14 protein-coding genes are annotated in these 17380 nt (G+C 73.0%); 11 read left to right on the top strand and 3 right to left on the bottom strand.

Features of this window, described 5'->3' with window-relative positions; translation table 11 throughout:
* Positions 1 to 8 precede the first annotated feature (8 nt).
* The 4 genes from ABD158_RS03915 to mshC are packed head-to-tail and all read left to right on the top strand — an operon-like array spanning position 9 to position 3425.
* Positions 9 to 764, top strand: coding sequence for an MSMEG_4193 family putative phosphomutase (locus ABD158_RS03915; RefSeq protein ID WP_344004002.1), 756 nt, complete (start codon positions 9 to 11; stop codon positions 762 to 764).
* Between the two features lie 23 nt (positions 765 to 787).
* Positions 788 to 1363, top strand: a complete 576-nt coding sequence (locus tag ABD158_RS03910) for a DUF3090 domain-containing protein (RefSeq protein WP_344003999.1) — start codon at positions 788 to 790, stop codon at positions 1361 to 1363.
* The gene (locus ABD158_RS03905; RefSeq protein ID WP_344003996.1) at positions 1353 to 2150 is read left to right on the top strand and encodes an SCO1664 family protein; all 798 of its coding nucleotides are present in this window, start codon (positions 1353 to 1355) and stop codon (positions 2148 to 2150) included. The genes ABD158_RS03910 and ABD158_RS03905 overlap by 11 nt, the downstream gene beginning before the upstream one ends.
* Positions 2151 to 2174: 24 nt before the next feature.
* Positions 2175 to 3425, top strand: a complete 1251-nt coding sequence (mshC, locus tag ABD158_RS03900) for a cysteine--1-D-myo-inosityl 2-amino-2-deoxy-alpha-D-glucopyranoside ligase (protein WP_344003993.1) — start codon at positions 2175 to 2177, stop codon at positions 3423 to 3425.
* A 286-nt stretch (positions 3426 to 3711) separates the two neighbouring features.
* Here the strand turns inward: mshC and ABD158_RS03895 are convergent, their stop codons facing one another.
* On the bottom strand, positions 3712 to 4557 hold the full coding sequence (locus tag ABD158_RS03895; protein WP_344003990.1) for a PAC2 family protein: 846 nt from the start codon (positions 4555 to 4557) through the stop codon (positions 3712 to 3714).
* A gap of 108 nt (positions 4558 to 4665) precedes the next feature.
* On the opposite strand from ABD158_RS03895, the gene metH reads away from it, so the two are divergent.
* The 3 genes from metH to ABD158_RS03880 are packed head-to-tail and all read left to right on the top strand — an operon-like array spanning position 4666 to position 9742.
* Positions 4666 to 8415 carry a methionine synthase gene (gene metH / locus ABD158_RS03890; RefSeq protein ID WP_425573131.1) on the top strand — a complete coding sequence of 1250 codons (3750 nt, stop codon included), beginning with the start codon at positions 4666 to 4668 and terminating at the stop codon, positions 8413 to 8415.
* A complete protein-coding gene (locus ABD158_RS03885) occupies positions 8408 to 9124 on the top strand; it encodes an HAD family hydrolase (RefSeq protein WP_344003987.1) in 717 nt (238 codons plus the stop codon). The genes metH and ABD158_RS03885 overlap by 8 nt, the downstream gene beginning before the upstream one ends.
* 6 nt (positions 9125 to 9130) lie before the next feature.
* Positions 9131 to 9742, top strand: a complete 612-nt coding sequence (locus ABD158_RS03880; RefSeq protein ID WP_344003983.1) for an oligopeptide/dipeptide ABC transporter ATP-binding protein — start codon at positions 9131 to 9133, stop codon at positions 9740 to 9742.
* A 150-nt stretch (positions 9743 to 9892) separates the two neighbouring features.
* Here ABD158_RS03880 and ABD158_RS03875 read toward each other — a convergent pair whose 3' ends face one another.
* Positions 9893 to 10816 carry a RecB family exonuclease gene (locus tag ABD158_RS03875; protein ID WP_344003981.1) on the bottom strand — a complete coding sequence of 308 codons (924 nt, stop codon included), beginning with the start codon at positions 10814 to 10816 and terminating at the stop codon, positions 9893 to 9895.
* A 59-nt stretch (positions 10817 to 10875) separates the two neighbouring features.
* On the opposite strand from ABD158_RS03875, the gene ABD158_RS03870 reads away from it, so the two are divergent.
* From ABD158_RS03870 to arc, 3 genes are all read left to right on the top strand, one after another.
* On the top strand, positions 10876 to 12003 hold the full coding sequence (locus ABD158_RS03870) for a site-2 protease family protein (protein ID WP_344003978.1): 1128 nt from the start codon (positions 10876 to 10878) through the stop codon (positions 12001 to 12003).
* A gap of 51 nt (positions 12004 to 12054) precedes the next feature.
* Positions 12055 to 13023, top strand: a complete 969-nt coding sequence (locus ABD158_RS03865; RefSeq protein WP_344003975.1) for a tRNA (adenine-N1)-methyltransferase — start codon at positions 12055 to 12057, stop codon at positions 13021 to 13023.
* 111 nt (positions 13024 to 13134) lie between these two features.
* Positions 13135 to 14898 (top strand): proteasome ATPase, encoded by a 1764-nt coding sequence (gene arc / locus ABD158_RS03860; protein WP_344003973.1) that lies wholly within the window; start codon positions 13135 to 13137, stop codon positions 14896 to 14898.
* A gap of 161 nt (positions 14899 to 15059) precedes the next feature.
* Here the strand turns inward: arc and ABD158_RS03855 are convergent, their stop codons facing one another.
* Entirely contained in the window at positions 15060 to 15779 is a 720-nt protein-coding gene (locus ABD158_RS03855) for a sulfotransferase (protein WP_344003971.1), read from the bottom strand.
* 61 nt (positions 15780 to 15840) lie between these two features.
* On the opposite strand from ABD158_RS03855, the gene dop reads away from it, so the two are divergent.
* The gene (dop, locus tag ABD158_RS03850; protein ID WP_344003968.1) at positions 15841 to 17349 is read left to right on the top strand and encodes a depupylase/deamidase Dop; all 1509 of its coding nucleotides are present in this window, start codon (positions 15841 to 15843) and stop codon (positions 17347 to 17349) included.
* Positions 17350 to 17380: the final 31 nt, after the last annotated feature.

Here is a 17380-nt window from a genome sequence, read left to right as displayed (position 1 = left end):
CGGGACCCATGGCAACGGTTGTGCTGGTCCGCCACGGTCGTACGACGGCCAACGCCACCGGGGTCCTCGCGGGCCGCTCGGCGGGCGTCAGGCTCGACGAGGTCGGCACGGAGCAGGCGCGCCGCACCGCCGCCCGCCTCGCCGTCGTCCCGCTCGCGGCCGTGGTGTCCAGCCCACTCGTGCGGTGCCGGCAGACCGCCGCCGCGATCCTCGCCGCCCAGCAGGAGGCGGTCGGCGCCTCGCCCCGCCGCGGTCGCGGCGCCCGGCCGCCGGCCCCCGACCTCGAGCTCGACAAGGGCCTGCTGGAGTGCGACTACGGCGAGTGGCAGGGACGCCCGCTCAAGGAGCTCGCGAAGGAGAAGCTGTGGTCGTCCGTGCAGCGGACGCCGTCGTCGGTCACCTTCCCGGGCGGGGAGTCGATGCGCGAGATGCAGGCCCGCGGCGTCGACGCCGTGCGCCGGCACGACGCGGCGGTCGAGGCCGCCCACGGTCCCGACGCGACCTGGGTCGCGGTCAGCCACGGCGACATCATCAAGTCGATCCTCGCCGAGGCCCTCGGCACCCACCTCGACCTCTTCCAGCGCGTGCACGTCGACCCGGCGTCGGTCTCGATCGTCCGGCTCGTCGACGGGTCGCCGTCGGTGCTCGGCACCAACACCCACGAGGGCGACCTGTCCTGGCTCGCCGCGGCCCTCAAGGGCGGCCGCACGCGGCCCCGCAGCGCGGACGCCGTCGTCGGGGGTGGCGCGGGGCCGGGCCGGTAGGTCCCGGTCATAGGGTGGAGCCCATGCCCGTGGTGCACAGCTTCGACCCCCCCGAGCGCTTCGTCGCCGGGACCGTGGGCGAGCCCGGATCCCGGACCTTCTTCCTGCAGGCCCGCTCCGGCGTGCGGGTGGTGAGCGTCGCCCTGGAGAAGCAGCAGGTGCAGGCGCTGGCCGAGCGGGTCGACGAGCTCCTCGACGAGGTCATGGACGCGGGGCGCACCGACGCCGTCGTCCCGGCGGTCGCGCCGCTCGACCTCGAGGACACCGCACCGCTCGAGCAGCCCATCACCGAGGAGTTCCGGGCCGGCACGATGACGCTGTCCTGGGACCCCGAGGACCAGCGGGTCGTGATCGAGGTCTTCCCCTACAGCGAGGCCGCCGTCGTCGGGCCCGACCAGGCCGACGAGGAGGTCGAGGAGCCGGAGCCGGAGGAGCTGCTGCTGGTCCGGCTGCCGCCCGGCGCGGCCCGCGCCTTCGTCAAGCGCTCCGAGCAGGTCCTCGAGGCCGGCCGGCCGTCCTGCCCCTTCTGCGGACTGCCGATGGACCCCGAGGGGCACCTGTGCGTGCGTGCCAACGGCTTCCGACGACGTGACCCCTGACCCCGACGCGCTCGACCTGACCGAGCTGCTCACCGGCGACCTCGAGCTCCACGGGCGGATCATGCCCGCGTCCAACGCGACGTTCCTCGGCGAGGTGGCGGGCCGCAAGGTCGTCTACAAGCCGGTCGCGGGGGAGCGGCCGCTGTGGGACTTCCCCGACGGCACCCTCGCGGGCCGTGAGGTGGCGGCGTACCTGCTCTCCGAGACGCTCGGGTGGGACGTGGTGCCCCCGACGTACCTGCGCGACGGACCGCACGGGGTCGGGATGGTCCAGCTCTGGCAGGACGTCGACCCGGAGCAGGACGCGGTCGACATCGTCGCCACCGGCGAGGTGCCCGAGGGCTGGCTCCACGTCTTCGACGGCGTCGACGCCGACGACCGCGACGTGTCGCTGGTCCACGAGGACACCGTGCCGCTGCGGCGGATGGCCGTCTTCGACGTCCTGGCCAACAACGCCGACCGCAAGGGCGGCCACGTCCTGGCGATGCCGGGCGGCCACCGCTACGGCGTCGACCACGGCCTCACGTTCCACATCGAGACCAAGCTGCGCACGGTCCTGTGGGGCTGGCTGGGCGAGGGACTGGACGAGGAGGAGGTCGCGGGGCTGCGACGGGTGCGCGAGGCCCTCGGCGGCGCCCTCGACGGCGAGCTGGCGCTGGCGCTGGTCGACCACGTGACCGAGGACGAGATCACCGTGCTGGCCCGGCGCTGCGACCGGCTGCTGCGCACGCCGGTGATGCCGTCCCCCCGCGGCCACGGTCCCGCCATCCCCTGGCCGCCGTTCTGAGCGGCCCCCACTAGGCTCGCGCCCATGCGTTCCTGGTCGTCCCCGCAGGTGCCCGGTCTGTCCGTGGCCGGTCCGCCGGTCGCGCTGCACGACACCGCCACCGGCCGCCTCGAGACCACCCTGGCCGACCTGGCCCCGGGTGAGCCGGCGCGCCTGTACGTGTGCGGGATCACCCCGTACGACGCCACCCACATCGGTCACGCCGCGACGTACGTCGCGTTCGACCTGCTCGTGCGGGCCTGGCGGCACGCCGGCCACAGGGTGGTCTACGTGCAGAACGTCACCGACGTCGACGACCCGCTGCTGGAGCGCGCGGAGAAGGTCGGCACCGACTGGCGCGACCTCGCCGAGCGGGAGACCCAGCTCTACCGCGAGGACATGACCGCGCTGCGCGTGCTGGCGCCCACCCACTTCGTGGGTGCGGTCGAGTCGATCCCGCTGGTGCTCGACCACATCGCGGAGTTGGAGGCCGCCGGCGCGGTCTACCGCGTCGAGGACGACCTCTACTTCTCGGTGACCGCGGACCCGGCGTTCGGCGGCGTGTCCGGCTGGGACCGCGAGACGATGACCCGCGTCTTCCCCGAGCGTGGCGGCGACCCGGACCGCGCCGGCAAGAAGGACCCCCTCGACTGCGTCGTGTGGCGCGGCGAGCGGCCCGGCGAGCCCGCGTGGGACTCCCGCCTGGGCCGTGGCCGCCCCGGCTGGCACGTCGAGTGCACCGCGATCGCCCGCGAGCACCTCGGCGGCGCGTTCGACGTGCAGGGCGGCGGGTCCGACCTGGTCTTCCCGCACCACGAGATGTGCGCCGCGAGCGCGCAGGTCGCGACCCCGGGCACGCCGTTCGCCAGGCTCTACGCCCACGCCGGGATGGTCGCCTTCGACGGCGAGAAGATGTCGAAGTCGAAGGGCAACCTGGTCTTCGTCTCCGCGCTGCGCAACGCCGAGGTCGACCCGATGGCCGTGCGCCTGCGGCTGCTCGGCGAGCACTACCGCAGCGACTGGGAGTGGACCGACGCCGACCTCTTCACGGCCGTCGACCGCCTCGCCCGCTGGCGCCGCGCCGTCGCGATCGGCGCCGGCGCCCCGGCCGACCCCGTCGTCCGCGACGTGCTCGCAGCCCTCGCCGACGACCTCGACGCCCCCACCGCCGTCGCCGTCGTCGACCGCTGGGTCGACGACACCCTCGGCACCACCGGCCTCGCCGACACCTCCGACCGCGACGCCGGCGCCCGCGTCCGCGACCTCCTCGACGCCGCCCTCGGCCTCGCCCTCTGACCCGCCCCCCGGTCGGCGGCGGCGGTAGGCACGCCGTTTGCCGACAAACCCCAGTCCGAACGGGTCCGGAACTGCCGTTTGTGGACAATCGGCGCTGCCCCGTCGCCGCCGCGGGAGGGATCTCCGCCGCGACGCCGGGCGGGCCGAGACCCGGGACAGAGCCGGCACGAGGAGGCGCCGTTTGTCGGCAAACGGCAGCGCCGGGTCCCTCAGGACTGCCGTTCGTGGGCAATCGGCGTCGACATGATCCCGCCGGCCCGGGCGACCCGGACGGCCCGGGGCGGGGTCAGTCGGTGTCGCGGCGCTTGAGGTAGCGCTCGAACTCGCGGGCGATGGCCTCGCCGGAGGCCTCGGGGAGGTCGGTGGTGTCGCGGGCCTCCTCGAGGGCCTTGACGTACTCGGCGACGTCCTCGTCCTCCTCGGCGAGCTCGTCGACGCCGCGCTCCCAGGCCCGGGCCTCCTCGGGCAGGTCGCCGAGCGGGACGGGCACCTCGAGCAGGTCCTCGACGTGGCCGAGCAGCGCCAGGGTGGCCTTGGGGCACGGCGGCTGGGCGACGTAGTGCGGGACGGCGGCCCAGTACGACGCGGAAGGGATGTCGAGTCGGGCGCAGGCGTCGGCGAAGACGCCGACGATGCCCGTGGGCCCCTCGTACGTCGAGGGCTCGACCTTGAGCCGGTCGAGCAGCTCGGGCTCCGTGGCCGTGCCGGTCACCGGGACCGGCCGCGTGTGCGGCGTGTCGGCGAGCAGCGCACCCAGGGTCACGACCAGGGAGCCGCCGAGCTCGTCGCACGCGGCCAGCAGCTCGGCGCAGAACTGACGCCAGCGCATGTTGGGCTCGATGCCGCGCAGCAGGATCACGTCGCGGTGCAGGTCGGGCGGGGAGGCGATCGCGATCTGGGTGCTCGGCCAGGTCAGCTGGCGGTGCCCGGCCGCGTCGGTGCCGATCAGCGGGCGGTGCATCTGGAAGTCGTAGAAGTCCTCGGGGTCGATGGCCCCCACGACCCGCGCGTCCCACACGCGCATCAGGTGGTCCACCACTCCGGAGGCGGCGTCGGCGGCGTCGTTCCAGCCCTCGAAGGCCGCGATGACGACGGGGTCGACGAGCTCGCCGACGTCCTCGATCTCGATCACCCGCCCAGCCTAGGCGGGCGGGTGAGCGGCGACCGGGTGCGTCCCACGCGGTGTCCGTCGCACGGCGAGGATTGGGAACGCCTGTGCGCCGGTGGCAGCATTTCGCTCGTGACAGCCGTCGTGGACCCCGGGACCCAGCAGCAGGTGCGCCCTGACGCCACCGAGCCCCTCACCGCCGCCCTGCGCCAGCGACTGCTAGTGCTCGACGGCGCGATGGGCACGCTGATCCAGCGCCAGACCCTCGGCGAGGCGGACTACCGCGGCGAGCGGTTCGCGGACTGGCACCGCGACCTGCAGGGCGACAACGACCTGCTGAGCCTGACCCAGCCCGACCTGATCCGGTCGCTGCACACCGAGTACCTCGACGCGGGCGCCGACATCGTCGAGACCAACACCTTCTCCGCGACCTCGATCGCTCAGGCCGACTACGGCCTCGAGGACGTCGCCTACGAGCTGAACCACGCCTCGGCCCGCCTGGCCCGCGAGGCCTGCGACGCCGTCGCCACCGACGACCGGCCGCGCTGGGTCGCGGGCGCGATGGGCCCGACCAACCGCACCGCCTCCATCTCCCCGGACGTCAACGACCCCGGCGCGCGCAACGTGACCTACGACGAGCTGGTCACGGCGTACCACGAGGCCGCCAGCGGCCTGGTCGACGGCGGCGCCGACCTGCTGCTGATCGAGACCATCTTCGACACCCTCAACGCACGGGCCGCGATCTTCGCGCTCGAGACCCTGTTCGAGGAGCGTGGGCGTCGCTGGCCCGTCGTGATCTCCGGCACCATCACCGACGCCTCGGGCCGGACCCTGTCGGGCCAGACCACCGAGGCCTTCTGGCACTCCGTGCGCCACGTGCAGCCCCTGGCCGTCGGCCTCAACTGCGCCCTCGGCGCCGAGGAGATGCGCCAGTACGTCGTCGAGCTCGGGCGGATCGCCGACACCTTCGTGTCGTGCTACCCCAACGCCGGGCTGCCCAACGCCTTCGGCGAGTACGACCAGGACGCCGACGAGATGGCCGGCATCGTGGGGGAGTTCGCCTCCTCGGGCCTGGTCAACATCCTCGGCGGCTGCTGCGGCACGACGCCCGAGCACGTCGCCGCGATGGCCCGCGCGGCCGAGGGCAGCCCCCCGCGCGAGCCGGCCGTGCCGGCCCCGGCGCTGCGGCTCTCGGGCCTGGAGCCGCTGACCGTCGACGCGGACTCGCTGTTCCTCAACATCGGCGAGCGCACCAACATCACCGGCTCCGCGCGTTTCCGGCGCCTGATCCGCGACGGCGACTACGACGCCGCGCTGGCGGTGGCCCTGCAGCAGGTCGAGAACGGCGCGCAGGTCATCGACGTCAACATGGACGAGGGCATGATCGACGGCGTCGCCGCGATGGACCGCTTCCTCAAGCTGATCGCCTCCGAGCCCGACATCAGCCGCGTCCCGGTGATGGTCGACTCGTCGAAGTGGGAGGTCATCGAGGCGGGCCTGAAGTGCGTGCAGGGCAAGCCGATCGTCAACTCCATCTCCCTGAAGGAGGGCGAGGAGGCGTTCGTGGCCCACGCCCGGCTGTGCCGCAAGTACGGCGCCGCGGCCGTGGTCATGGCCTTCGACGAGGACGGCCAGGCCGACACGCTCGAGCGCCGGCAGGAGATCTGCGGCCGGGCCTACCGGATCCTCGTCGAGGAGGTCGGCTTCGACCCCCACGACATCATCTTCGACCCCAACGTCTTCGCCGTCGCGACCGGCATCGAGGAGCACGCGACCTACGGCCAGGACTTCATCGAGGGCACCCGCTGGATCAAGCAGAACCTCCCCGGCGCGCTCGTGTCGGGCGGCATCTCCAACGTGTCGTTCTCGTTCCGGGGCAACAACCCGGTCCGCGAGGCCATCCACGCGGTCTTCCTGCTGCACGCCATCGAGGCGGGCCTCGACATGGGCATCGTCAACGCCGGCGCGCTCACCGTGTACGACGACGTCGAGCCGGAGCTGCGCGAGCGCATCGAGGACGTGGTGCTCAACCGTCGTCCGGACGCCGCCGAGCGGCTGCTCGAGGTCGCCGAGACCTACAACCGCGACGACGGGCCCGAGGAGGCGAAGGTCCTCGAGTGGCGCTCGCTGCCTGTCGGCGAGCGGATCACGCACGCGCTGGTGCACGGCATCGACGCCGACGTCGAGTCCGACACCGAGGAGCTGCGCGGCGAGATCGAGGCCCGCGGCGGTCGCCCGATCGAGGTGATCGAGGGCCCGCTGATGGACGGCATGAACGTCGTCGGCGACCTGTTCGGCGCCGGCAAGATGTTCCTGCCGCAGGTGGTGAAGTCGGCCCGGGTCATGAAGAAGGCCGTCGCCTACCTGATCCCCTTCATCGAGGAGGAGAAGCTCCGCGACCCGAGCCTGGCCACCGCGAAGGAGACCAACGGCACGATCGTCCTCGCGACGGTGAAGGGCGACGTGCACGACATCGGCAAGAACATCGTCGGCGTCGTCCTGCAGTGCAACAACTACGAGGTCATCGACCTCGGCGTGATGGTGCCGGCGGCCAAGATCCTCGACGCCGCCGCCGAGCACGACGCCGACATCATCGGCCTGTCCGGCCTGATCACCCCCTCGCTCGACGAGATGGTCGGCTTCGCCACCGAGATGCAGCGCCGCGGCATGGACATCCCGCTCCTGCTCGGCGGCGCCACCACCTCCCGCGCGCACACCGCGGTCAAGGTCGACCCGGCGTACGACGGGCCGGTGGTGTGGGTCAAGGACGCCTCCCGCTCGGTGCCGACCGCGGCCGCGCTGCTCCACGAGGAGCGTCGCGCCACGCTGCTCGGCGACGTGAAGGCCGACTACGACAGCCTGCGCACCCGCCACGCCGGCAAGCGCACCAAGCCGGTCGTGACCCTGGAGCGCGCCCGCGAGCTCGCGACCCCGATCGACTGGTCGTCCTACACCCCGCCGGCGCCGCAGCAGCCGGGCGTCCACGTGATCGAGGACCAGGACCTGTCGGTGCTGCGCGGCTACATCGACTGGCAGCCGTTCTTCAACGCCTGGGAGATGAAGGGCCGATTCCCCGACATCCTCCACAACCCGACGACCGGCGAGACCGCCACGCGGCTGTACGAGGACGCCCAGCGGATGCTCGACGCGATGATCGCGGAGAAGTGGGTCACCGCGAAGGCGGTCTACGGGTTCTTCCCCGCCGCTGCCGTCGGCGACGACACCGAGCTGTACACCGACGACGACCGCAGCGAGGTCCGCGCCGTGCTGCACCACCTGCGCCAGCAGGGCGAGCACCGCGAGGGCGTGCCCAACCGCTCGCTGGCCGACTACGTCGCGCCGCGGGAGACCGGCCTCGCCGACCACGTCGGGGCGTTCGCGGTGACCGCCGGCCTGGGGCTCTCCGAGCACGTCGAGGCGTTCAAGGCCGCCCAGGACGACTACTCGGCGATCCTCGTCGAGGCCCTCGCGGACCGGCTCGCCGAGGCGTTCGCCGAGTGGCTCCACGAGCACGTGCGCACCGAGGCGTGGGGCCACGAACCGACGGAGAGCCTCTCGCCGGAGGACCTCATCGCCGAGAAGTACCACGGCATCCGACCCGCCCCCGGCTACCCGGCGTGCCCCGAGCACACCGAGAAGCTGACCCTGTGGGACCTCCTCGACGTCGAGGAGGCCGTCGGGATCACCCTGACGGAGTCCATGGCGATGTGGCCGGGCGCGGCCGTGTCCGGCTGGTACTTCTCCCACCCGCAGTCGCAGTACTTCGTCGTCGGGCGGCTGGGCCGCGACCAGGTCGCCGACTACGCCGAGCGCAAGGGCTGGACCCTCGCCGAGGCCGAGAGGTGGCTCTCGCCGAACCTGGGCTACGACCCCGATGAGTGAGCCCCGCACCCCCGCCCGTACCGCCGCCGCGGTGCTGTGGGACATGGACGGCACGCTGGTCGACACCGAGCCGGCCTGGATCGCGGCCGAGCACGCCCTGGTGACCGAGCACGGCGGCACCTGGACCCACGAGCACGCGATGGCGCTGGTCGGCGCCGACCTGCTCGACGCGGGTGCCTACCTGCGCGAGCACGGGGGCGTCGACCTGACGCCCCACGAGATCGTCGAGGAGCTGCTCGACCGCGTCGTCGACGTGGTGGTGGCCGACATCCCGTGGCGTCCGGGCGCCCAGGAGCTGCTCGCGGCGGTGCGGGACGCCGGCGTCCCCTGCGCGCTGGTCACGATGTCGTGGGAGCGCTTCGCCGCGCCGGTGGTCGCCGCTCTGCCGCCCGGGACCTTCGATGTCGTCGTGACCGGTGACAACGTCGAGCGCGGCAAGCCGCACCCCGACCCCTACCTCCTCGGCGCGGAACGGCTCGGCCTCGACCCGCGCGACTGCGTGGCCGTCGAGGACTCGCCGACCGGCACCCGCAGCGCAGAGGCCGCCGGCTGCCGCGTGCTCGTGGTGCCCCACCACGTCGACGTCCCGCCCGGGCCCGCCCGGACGTTCGCGACCTCTCTCGCCGACCTCGACGCCGCAGCGCTCCTGCGCGTCGGAGCGCAGCCCGTCGCGGCGCAGCCCGTCACGGCGGACCGCACGTCCCGTTAGGGGATCGTGACCTCGCCGTGGCCTCCGTGGCGTGACCCGGCGCACACGTCGGGGTTAGGTTCTCGTGCAGCCGGCATCGCCCGGGCCATCGCGCTCGAGCCCCGGTTCGTCATCGCCGACGAGCCGGTCTCGGCGCTCGACGTGTCCATCCAGGCGCAGGTGCTCAACCTGCTGGAGGAGCTGCAGCAGGCGCTGGGCCTGACCTTCCTGGTCATCGCCCACGACCTCGCGGTGGTACGTCACGTCTCCGACGTGGTGGCGGTGATGTACCTCGGCGGGATCGTCGAGCAGGCACCCTCCGACGACCTGTACGCCGAGCCGCTGCACCCCTACACGAAGGCCCTGATGTCGTCGGTGCCCGTGCCGGACCCGGTCGTCGAGGCCACCCGCGAACGGATCCTGCTCACCGGCGACCTCCCCTCCCCGTCGAACCCCCCGAGCGGGTGCCGCTTCCACACCCGCTGCCCGTTCGCTCAGGAGACCCGCTGCGACACCGAGCGTCCCGCGCTCCGCGAGGTCCGCCCCGGCCACACCGTCGCCTGCCACTACGCCGAGGAGATCCTCGCCGGCACCGTCACCACCCGCACCGTCACCCCCGAGCAGGCCGCCGACGCCTGACCCGCCCCCGCCCCGGGCCCACACCGGGCGGGCGCGTCGGACGCGCCGTTTGTGGGCAAACGGCAGTCGCACGGCGGCCCTCGCTGCCGTTTGTCGACAATCGGCACCCGCCCGGCCGTGATCCGACCCCGGCGGACCGGGGCGCAGGGCTCAGGTCGGGGGAGCGGGGAGCGGAGCGGCGCCGGGGGTTCGGGACGCGGGGACGGGCAGGGGTGGGGGAGTGCCGCCGTACGCCGGGCAGATCGCGTGGTGCGCGCACCAGTCGCACAGCCGGCTCGGGCGCGGGCGCCAGTCACCGGTGGCCTCGGCCTCGCGGATCGCGGCCCAGATGGCCTCGACCTTGCGCTCGCAGGCGAGCAGGTCCTGCTCGTCGGGGGTGTAGCGCAGCACCTCGCCGTTGCCGAGGTAGATCAGCTGCAGGACCGTCGGGACGACGCCGCGCATCCGCCACAGCACGAGGGCGTAGAACTTGAGCTGGAAGAGCGCCTTCGCCTCGAACAGCTCGCTCGGTGCGCGCCCGGTCTTGTAGTCCACCACCCGCACGAGCCCGTCGGAGGAGACGTCGACCCGGTCGACGAACCCCCGCAGCAGCAGCCGGGAGTCCAGGACCGTCTCGACGTACAGCTCGCGCTCCGCCGGCTCCAGCCGACGCGGGTCCTCGAGGGTGAAGTACGTCTCCAGCGCGACGGCGCAGCGCTCCAGGAGCCGGTCGAGCGCGGCGTCCGGCTCGGCGTCGGCGCCCGAGGCCACCCCTGAGACCACCTCGGCGAGACCTGGCTCGGCGCCGACGACGGCCTCCCAGGCAGGGCGCAGCAGCGCGCGGGCGCGCTCCGGGGTGCGCGAGGCGGCGTCCAGGTCGAAGAGCTCCTCGAGCACCTTGTGGACGACGGTGCCGCGTACCGCGTCCGGCGACGAGGGCTCCGGCAGACGGTCCACCGCACGGAACCGGTAGAGCAGGGGGCAGCTGAGGAAGTCCCCGGCCCGGCTCGGCGACAGCGACCCGAGCACCTCGACCCCGTCCACGCGCGTCGACAGCGCCTCCGCGGGGCTCGCGCCCGTCGCCGACGTCGTCATGGCCGCAGGCTAGGTCACGGCACGGACACCCGTCGTACGCCGCCCGGTAGCGTGGAGGGGTGCCCGCCTCCCGCCCCCGTCCCCGCGGGACGATCCGGGTCGGCAGCGTCGCCGGCAGCGACGTGCTCGTCTCCGGCTCGTGGTTCCTCGTCGCCGCCCTGATCGCGGTGCTCGTCGCCCCGCGGGCCGAGCTCGTGCAGCCCGGCCTCGGCGGGTGGGCGTACGTCGCCGGCTTCGTGTTCGCCGTCCTGCTGTACGGCTCGGTGCTGCTCCACGAGGCGTCCCACGCGGTCGTCGCGAAGCGCTACGGCTTCACGGTGAGCTCGATCACGCTGCACTTCCTCGGTGGGATGACCGCCATCGAGGGGGAGGCCCGCAAGCCCCGCCAGGAGTTCTGGATCGCGGTGGTCGGGCCGCTGACGTCCATCGCGGTCGGTCTCGGGGCGCTCGCGCTGCTCCTCGTCACCCCCGACGGACTGCCGCGCCTGGCCGTCGAGGCGCTGGCCGCCGCGAACCTGCTTGTCGGGGTCCTCAACCTGGTGCCGGGCCTGCCGCTCGACGGCGGTCGCGTGCTCAAGTCGGCGGTCTGGCGCCTGTCCGGCGACCCCCACCGCGGCACCGTCGTCGCCGGCTGGGGCGGGCGCGCCACCGCCGTGCTGATGCTCGGGTGGCCGCTGCTGCTGCAGTACGGCCTGGGGCGCACCCCGCAGCTCGTCGACTACCTGCTCGCGTTCGTCATCGCGGTCTTCCTGTGGAGCGGGGCCAACGCGGCCATGGCGGCCGCGCGGGTGCGACGCCGCCTGCCCGGCCTCGCCGCCCGGTCCCTGGCCCGTCGCTCCATCGCCGTACCGGCGCCCACCCCGCTGGCCGAGGCCGTACGACGGGCCCAGGAGGCCGAGGCCGGCGGCATCGTGACGCTCGACGCCGACGGCCACCCGGCCGGGCTCGTGGACGAGGCGGCGCTGCTCGCCGTGCCCGCCGAGCGACGCCCGTGGGTGCCGGTCTCGACCGTGGCGCGCACCCTCACCGACGCGGCGACGATGCCCGCCGGGCTCGTGGGCGAGGGGCTCGTCGCCGCGCTCGGCCGCGCGCCCGCCCCGACGTACCTGGTGGTCGAGGACGACGGCCGCATCCACGGCGTGCTCGTGACCGGGGACGTCGAGCGCGCCTTCCGCGCGCTGCCCTGACCGGCGCGACCGGCGCGGGCGGCGTCGGTGGCGGCCACTAGCCTTCGCCGCATGCCTGAGGACCCCACCGCCGTCGAGCCCGAGCCCGCCTGGTCCGGGGTCCGTCGTGGCCCCCTGCAGGCCGGGGAGTGGGTGCGCCTGGTCGACCAGAAGGGTCGCCGCCACAACTTCGCCCTCGAGCCCGGCAAGCGGTTCTTCTCCAACAAGGGCCACCTCGAGCACGACGACCTCATCGGACGCGACGAGGGCTTCTCGGTGACCTCGTCCGTGGGCGGGGAGTACGTCGTGTTCCGACCGCTCCTCAGCGAGTTCGTCGTCTCCATGCCGCGCGGCGCGGCGGTGGTCTACCCCAAGGACTCCGCGCAGGTCGTCGCGATGGCCGACGTGTTCCCCGGCGCCCACGTCGTCGAGGCCGGGGTGGGGTCGGGTGCGCTGACGTGCTCGCTGCTGCGCGCCGTCGGTCCGACCGGTCGGGTGGTCTCCTACGAGCGGCGCGAGGACTTCGCGGAGGTCGCACGTCGCAACGTCACCCAGTTCTTCGGCGGCGACCACCCCGCGTGGGACCTGCGGGTGGGCGACCTCGCCGAGGGCCTGCGGGAGAGCGGCACCCGCGCCGACCGCCTCGTCCTCGACATGCTCGCCCCCTGGGAGTGCGTCGACGAGGTCGCCGAGGCCCTGCTGCCGGGAGGCATCGTGTGCGCCTACGTCGCGACCACGACCCAGCTGTCGCGCACGACGGAGACGCTGCGCGCGCACGGCGGCTTCACCGAGCCCCGCGCGTGGGAGTCGCTGGTCCGCGACTGGCACGTCGAGGGGCTCGCGGTGCGCCCCGGCCACTCCATGACCGGTCACACCGCCTTCCTGCTCACCGCGCGCCGGATGGCCCACGGCGAGCGGGCGCCGCTGAAGAAGCGACGCCCCGCCCCGGGCGCGTACGGCGTCGACTACACCGGACCGCGGCCCGTCGGGATGCCCCCGCAGGCGGCCGAGGAGGCCTACGACGACGGCCGGGGTCGCTGAGCCGCACGCGCGGAGGTGACGAACAGGTCGCGATCGGGTACGACACAGCCGCGAGGCGTCGTGCGGGCGTCGGCGCATGGGTAGGGTCGAGGAGGACAGGAGGTGGCACGCATGACGACGTACGGCACTGCTGGCCCCGGACCCGAGGAGGGTCGCGACGACCTGCTGCGGCAGGTGCGCTCGCTCGAGGCGGAGGTGGCCCTGCTGCGGCGCCGCTCGAGCGAGGGACGAGGCGGACTCGCGACCGGCATCGAGGCGCGCCTGGTCGACACCGAACGCTCCCTGGCGTCGGTCTCCGCGCAGAACGAGCGCCTCGCCGGCACGCTCCGCGAGGCCCGCGACCAGATCACCAAGCTCAAGGAGGAGGTCGACCGGCTGGCGCAGCCCCCGGCCGGCTTCGGGACCTTCCTGACCCGCAACGACGACGACACGGTCGACGTGTTCACCGGCGGGCGCAAGCTGCGGGTCAACGTCAGCCCCAACGTCGGGCTCGACGACCTGCGCCGCGGGCAGGAGGTCCTGCTCAACGAGGCGCTCAACGTGGTGGCCGCGTTCGACTACGAGCAGGTCGGCGAGGTCGTCATGCTCAAGGAGGTCCTCGCCGACCGCGAGCGCGTCCTGGTCATCGCCAACGCCGACGAGGAGCGTGTCGTGCGCCTCGCGGACCCGCTGCGCGACCCCGAGGTCACGCTGCGCGCCGGGGACTCCCTGCTGCTCGACAGCCGCGCGGGCTACGTCTACGAGGTCGTCCCCAAGTCGGAGGTCGAGGAGCTGGTCCTCGAGGAGGTCCCCGACATCGCCTACGAGTCGATCGGCGGCCTGGTCGGCCAGATCGAGCAGATCCGTGACGCCGTGGAGCTGCCCTACCTGCACCCCGAGATGTTCGTCGAGCACGAGCTGAAGCCGCCGAAGGGCGTGCTGCTCTACGGGCCCCCCGGCTGCGGCAAGACCCTCATCGCGAAGGCCGTCGCCAACTCGCTGGCCAAGAAGGTCGCGGCCAGGACCGGCCAGGAGGGGAAGTCCTACTTCCTCAACATCAAGGGCCCCGAGCTGCTCAACAAGTACGTCGGCGAGACCGAGCGCCACATCCGCCTGGTCTTCCAGCGGGCTCGGGAGAAGGCCTCGATGGGCACCCCGGTGATCGTGTTCTTCGACGAGATGGACTCGCTGTTCCGCACCCGCGGCTCGGGGGTGTCCTCCGACGTCGAGAACACCATCGTGCCGCAGCTCCTCAGCGAGATCGACGGCGTCGAGACGCTGGAGAACGTGCTGGTCATCGGCGCCTCCAACCGCGAGGACATGATCGACCCCGCCATCCTGCGACCCGGCCGGCTCGACGTGAAGATCAAGATCGAGCGGCCCGACGCGGAGTCCGCGCGCGACATCTTCTCCAAGTACCTCACCACCCGGTTGCCGCTCCACGCCGACGACCTCGCCGAGTTCGGTGGCGACCGGACCGCCTGCGTGGACGGCATGATCCGTGCGACGGTCGAGCGGATGTACACCGAGACCGACGAGAACCGGTTCCTCGAGGTCACCTACGCCAACGGTGACAAGGAGATCCTGTACTTCAAGGACTTCAACTCCGGCGCGATGATCCAGAACATCGTCGACCGGGCCAAGAAGATGGCGATCAAGGACCTCCTCGACCACGACCAGAAGGGTCTGCGCGTGCAGCACCTGCTGCAGGCCTGCGTCGACGAGTTCAAGGAGAACGAGGACCTGCCCAACACGACCAACCCCGACGACTGGGCGCGGATCTCGGGCAAGAAGGGCGAGCGGATCGTCTTCATCCGCACGCTCATCACCGGCAAGCAGGGCACCGAGCCCGGCCGCTCCATCGACACCGTCTCCAACACCGGTCAGTACCTCTGACCCTCCGCCGCGAGGTGGGCGAGCCGAAGGCCGCCGATTGCTGACAATCGGCGGTCTTCGGACGTCCTGGACTTCCGTTTGTCGACAATCGGCACCATGGTGGTCAGCGGCCGCGGCGCCCCCGGGCGGCTGGGCCGGGAACGCAGGGGGCAGCGGACGGGTCAGTACGAGTGGCGGACGGCGAGGGTCCGGCGGACGAGCTCGAGGTCGAACGGGACGCCGAGCCAGGTGAAGAGGCCCTGCAGCCGGGCCGGATCCTCGACGTAGTCGTCGTAGTGCACCCGGTACGCCGCGCTGTCGAGGTCGGCGGCCACGTCGAGGAGGCGCTGCTCGACCGCCGCGAGGTGCTCGCGGGCGTCGGTTCGATCGGCCCACCACTTGCTGCGGGCGACGTCGTCGAGATCGCGGGTGTTGACCACGAACCGCGCGCCCGGGAAGACCACCCGGAGCCACGCGACGTAGGCGGACACGTCGGGTTCCTCCCAGCGGATCTCCTTGAACCCGGCGATCCGGGTGTCCGGCTCGGGCCTCAGCACCGTGTCGAGGGCGAGCCGCCGGATCGACTCGCGCGCCCGCGTGACGGGGAAGCCGTCGATGCCGTAGAAGGAGTTCGTGGGCCCGCTGGCGAGCCGGCCGTGGCGCAGCCGGAGTCGCCGTTGGACGTCGCGCTCCTCGCGGGCCTCGGTCTCGAAGCGCCACAGGTGGCGCAGCACCTGGTGGTTCTCGCCACGCACCAGGACACCGGGGATCGCGTTGAGCACGCCCTGCAGCAGGGTCGAGCCGGAGCGGCCGTAGGTCAGGACGAAGAGGTACTGCAGATCCTCGCGCTCGCCCGTCCGGCAGGACCGGCGGCGACGACGCAGGAGAGGTCGGGGGGCCACACCGTGAGTCTTCCAGCGGGACCCCGGCTGTGGTGGGAGGACCCGGCGTACGCTCGCCCACATGAGCGTGCGCCGGGTGATGGGGACCGAGGTCGAGTACGGGATCGCGGTCTCCGGGCAGCCCCAGGCCAACCCGATGCTGGCGTCCTCGCAGGTCGTGAACGCCTACGCGACGGCCAGCCACCGGGCGCGACGTGCACGGTGGGACTTCGAGGAGGAGTCGCCGCTGCGCGACGCGCGGGGCTTCGACATGAGCCGACAGGTCGCCGACGCCAGCCAGCTGACCGACGAGGACCTCGGCCTCGCCAACATCATCCTCACCAACGGGGCGCGGCTCTACGTCGACCACGCCCACCCCGAGTTCGCCACCCCCGAGGTCACCACGCCGCTCGACATCGTCCGGTGGGACAAGGCGGGGGAGCAGGTCATGCTCGACGCCGCCGGCCGCGCCGGCCGCCTGCCCGGCGGCGCGCCGATCGTCCTCTACAAGAACAACACCGACAACAAGGGCGCGTCGTACGGCGCGCACGAGAACTACCTGATGCGCCGCTCCACGCCGTTCGCCGAGATCGTGCGGCACCTGACGCCCTTCTTCGTCTCGCGGCAGGTCGTGACGGGTGCGGGACGCGTCGGGCTGGGCCAGGACGGTCGCCAGCACGGCTTCCAGCTCAGCCAGCGCGCGGACTTCTTCGAGGTCGAGGTCGGCCTCGAGACGACGCTGAAGCGACCGATCATCAACACCCGCGACGAGCCCCACGCCGATCCCGAGCGCTACCGGCGTCTCCACGTGATCATCGGGGACGCGAACCTCTCCGAGGTCTCGACGTACCTCAAGGTCGGGACGACGTCGCTGGTGCTGGCGATGATCGAGGACGGCTGGCTGCGCGGGGACCTCGCCGTGGAGGGCCCGGTGGCGTCGCTGCGCGCGGTGTCCCACGATCCCGGGCTCGGGCACCTCCTCCGCCTCGGCGACGGGCGCCGCCTCACGGCGGTGCAGCTGCAGATGGAGTACCTCGACCAGGCCCGCAAGCACGTCGACGACCGTCTCGGCGCCGACGCCGACCCGCAGACGGTGGACGTGCTCGCGCGGTGGGAGTCCGTGCTGACCCGGCTCGAGCAGGACCCGCTGCAGCTCGCCGGCGAGCTGGACTGGGTGGCCAAGCTGCGGCTGCTCGAGCAGTACCGCAGCCGCGACGGCCTCGGCTGGGACGACGCGAAGCTCGCGCTGGTGGACCTGCAGTACTCCGACATCCGGCCCGAGAAGGGCCTGCACCACCGGCTCGTCGCCGCCGGCCGGATGGAGCGCCTGCTCGACGACGCCGAGGTCGAGGCCGCCATGCACGAGCCGCCGACCGATACCCGGGCCTACTTCCGGGGCCGCTGCCTGGAGAAGTACGCCGACCAGGTCGCCGCCGCGTCGTGGGACTCGGTGATCTTCGACCTGCCGGGCCGCGACTCCCTCCAGCGCGTGCCGACGACCGACCCGCTGCGCGGCAGCCGCGCCCACGTGGGCGACCTCCTCGACCGCTGCGAGGACGCCGCGACCCTGGTCGACGCGCTCGCCGACTAGGACCTGACCGGCGGCGCCTCCGCACCCGCCC

Source organism: Nocardioides lentus (assembly GCF_039529515.1).
GTDB lineage: Bacteria > Actinomycetota > Actinomycetes > Propionibacteriales > Nocardioidaceae > Nocardioides > Nocardioides lentus.
Note: the sequence above shows the minus strand (reverse complement) of the source record. Positions and strands in the feature narration are given on the sequence as shown.

Coding starts and splice junctions, on each gene's coding strand:
- dop (WP_344003968.1), top strand. CDS start 15,841: ATGAGCGTGCGCCGGGTGATGGGGACCGAGGTCGAGTACGGGATCGCG.
- ABD158_RS03885 (WP_344003987.1), top strand. CDS start 8,408: ATGAGTGAGCCCCGCACCCCCGCCCGTACCGCCGCCGCGGTGCTGTGG.
- arc (WP_344003973.1), top strand. CDS start 13,135: ATGACGACGTACGGCACTGCTGGCCCCGGACCCGAGGAGGGTCGCGAC.
- ABD158_RS03910 (WP_344003999.1), top strand. CDS start 788: ATGCCCGTGGTGCACAGCTTCGACCCCCCCGAGCGCTTCGTCGCCGGG.
- ABD158_RS03875 (WP_344003981.1), bottom strand. CDS start 10,816: ATGACGACGTCGGCGACGGGCGCGAGCCCCGCGGAGGCGCTGTCGACG.
- mshC (WP_344003993.1), top strand. CDS start 2,175: ATGCGTTCCTGGTCGTCCCCGCAGGTGCCCGGTCTGTCCGTGGCCGGT.
- ABD158_RS03915 (WP_344004002.1), top strand. CDS start 9: ATGGCAACGGTTGTGCTGGTCCGCCACGGTCGTACGACGGCCAACGCC.
- ABD158_RS03865 (WP_344003975.1), top strand. CDS start 12,055: ATGCCTGAGGACCCCACCGCCGTCGAGCCCGAGCCCGCCTGGTCCGGG.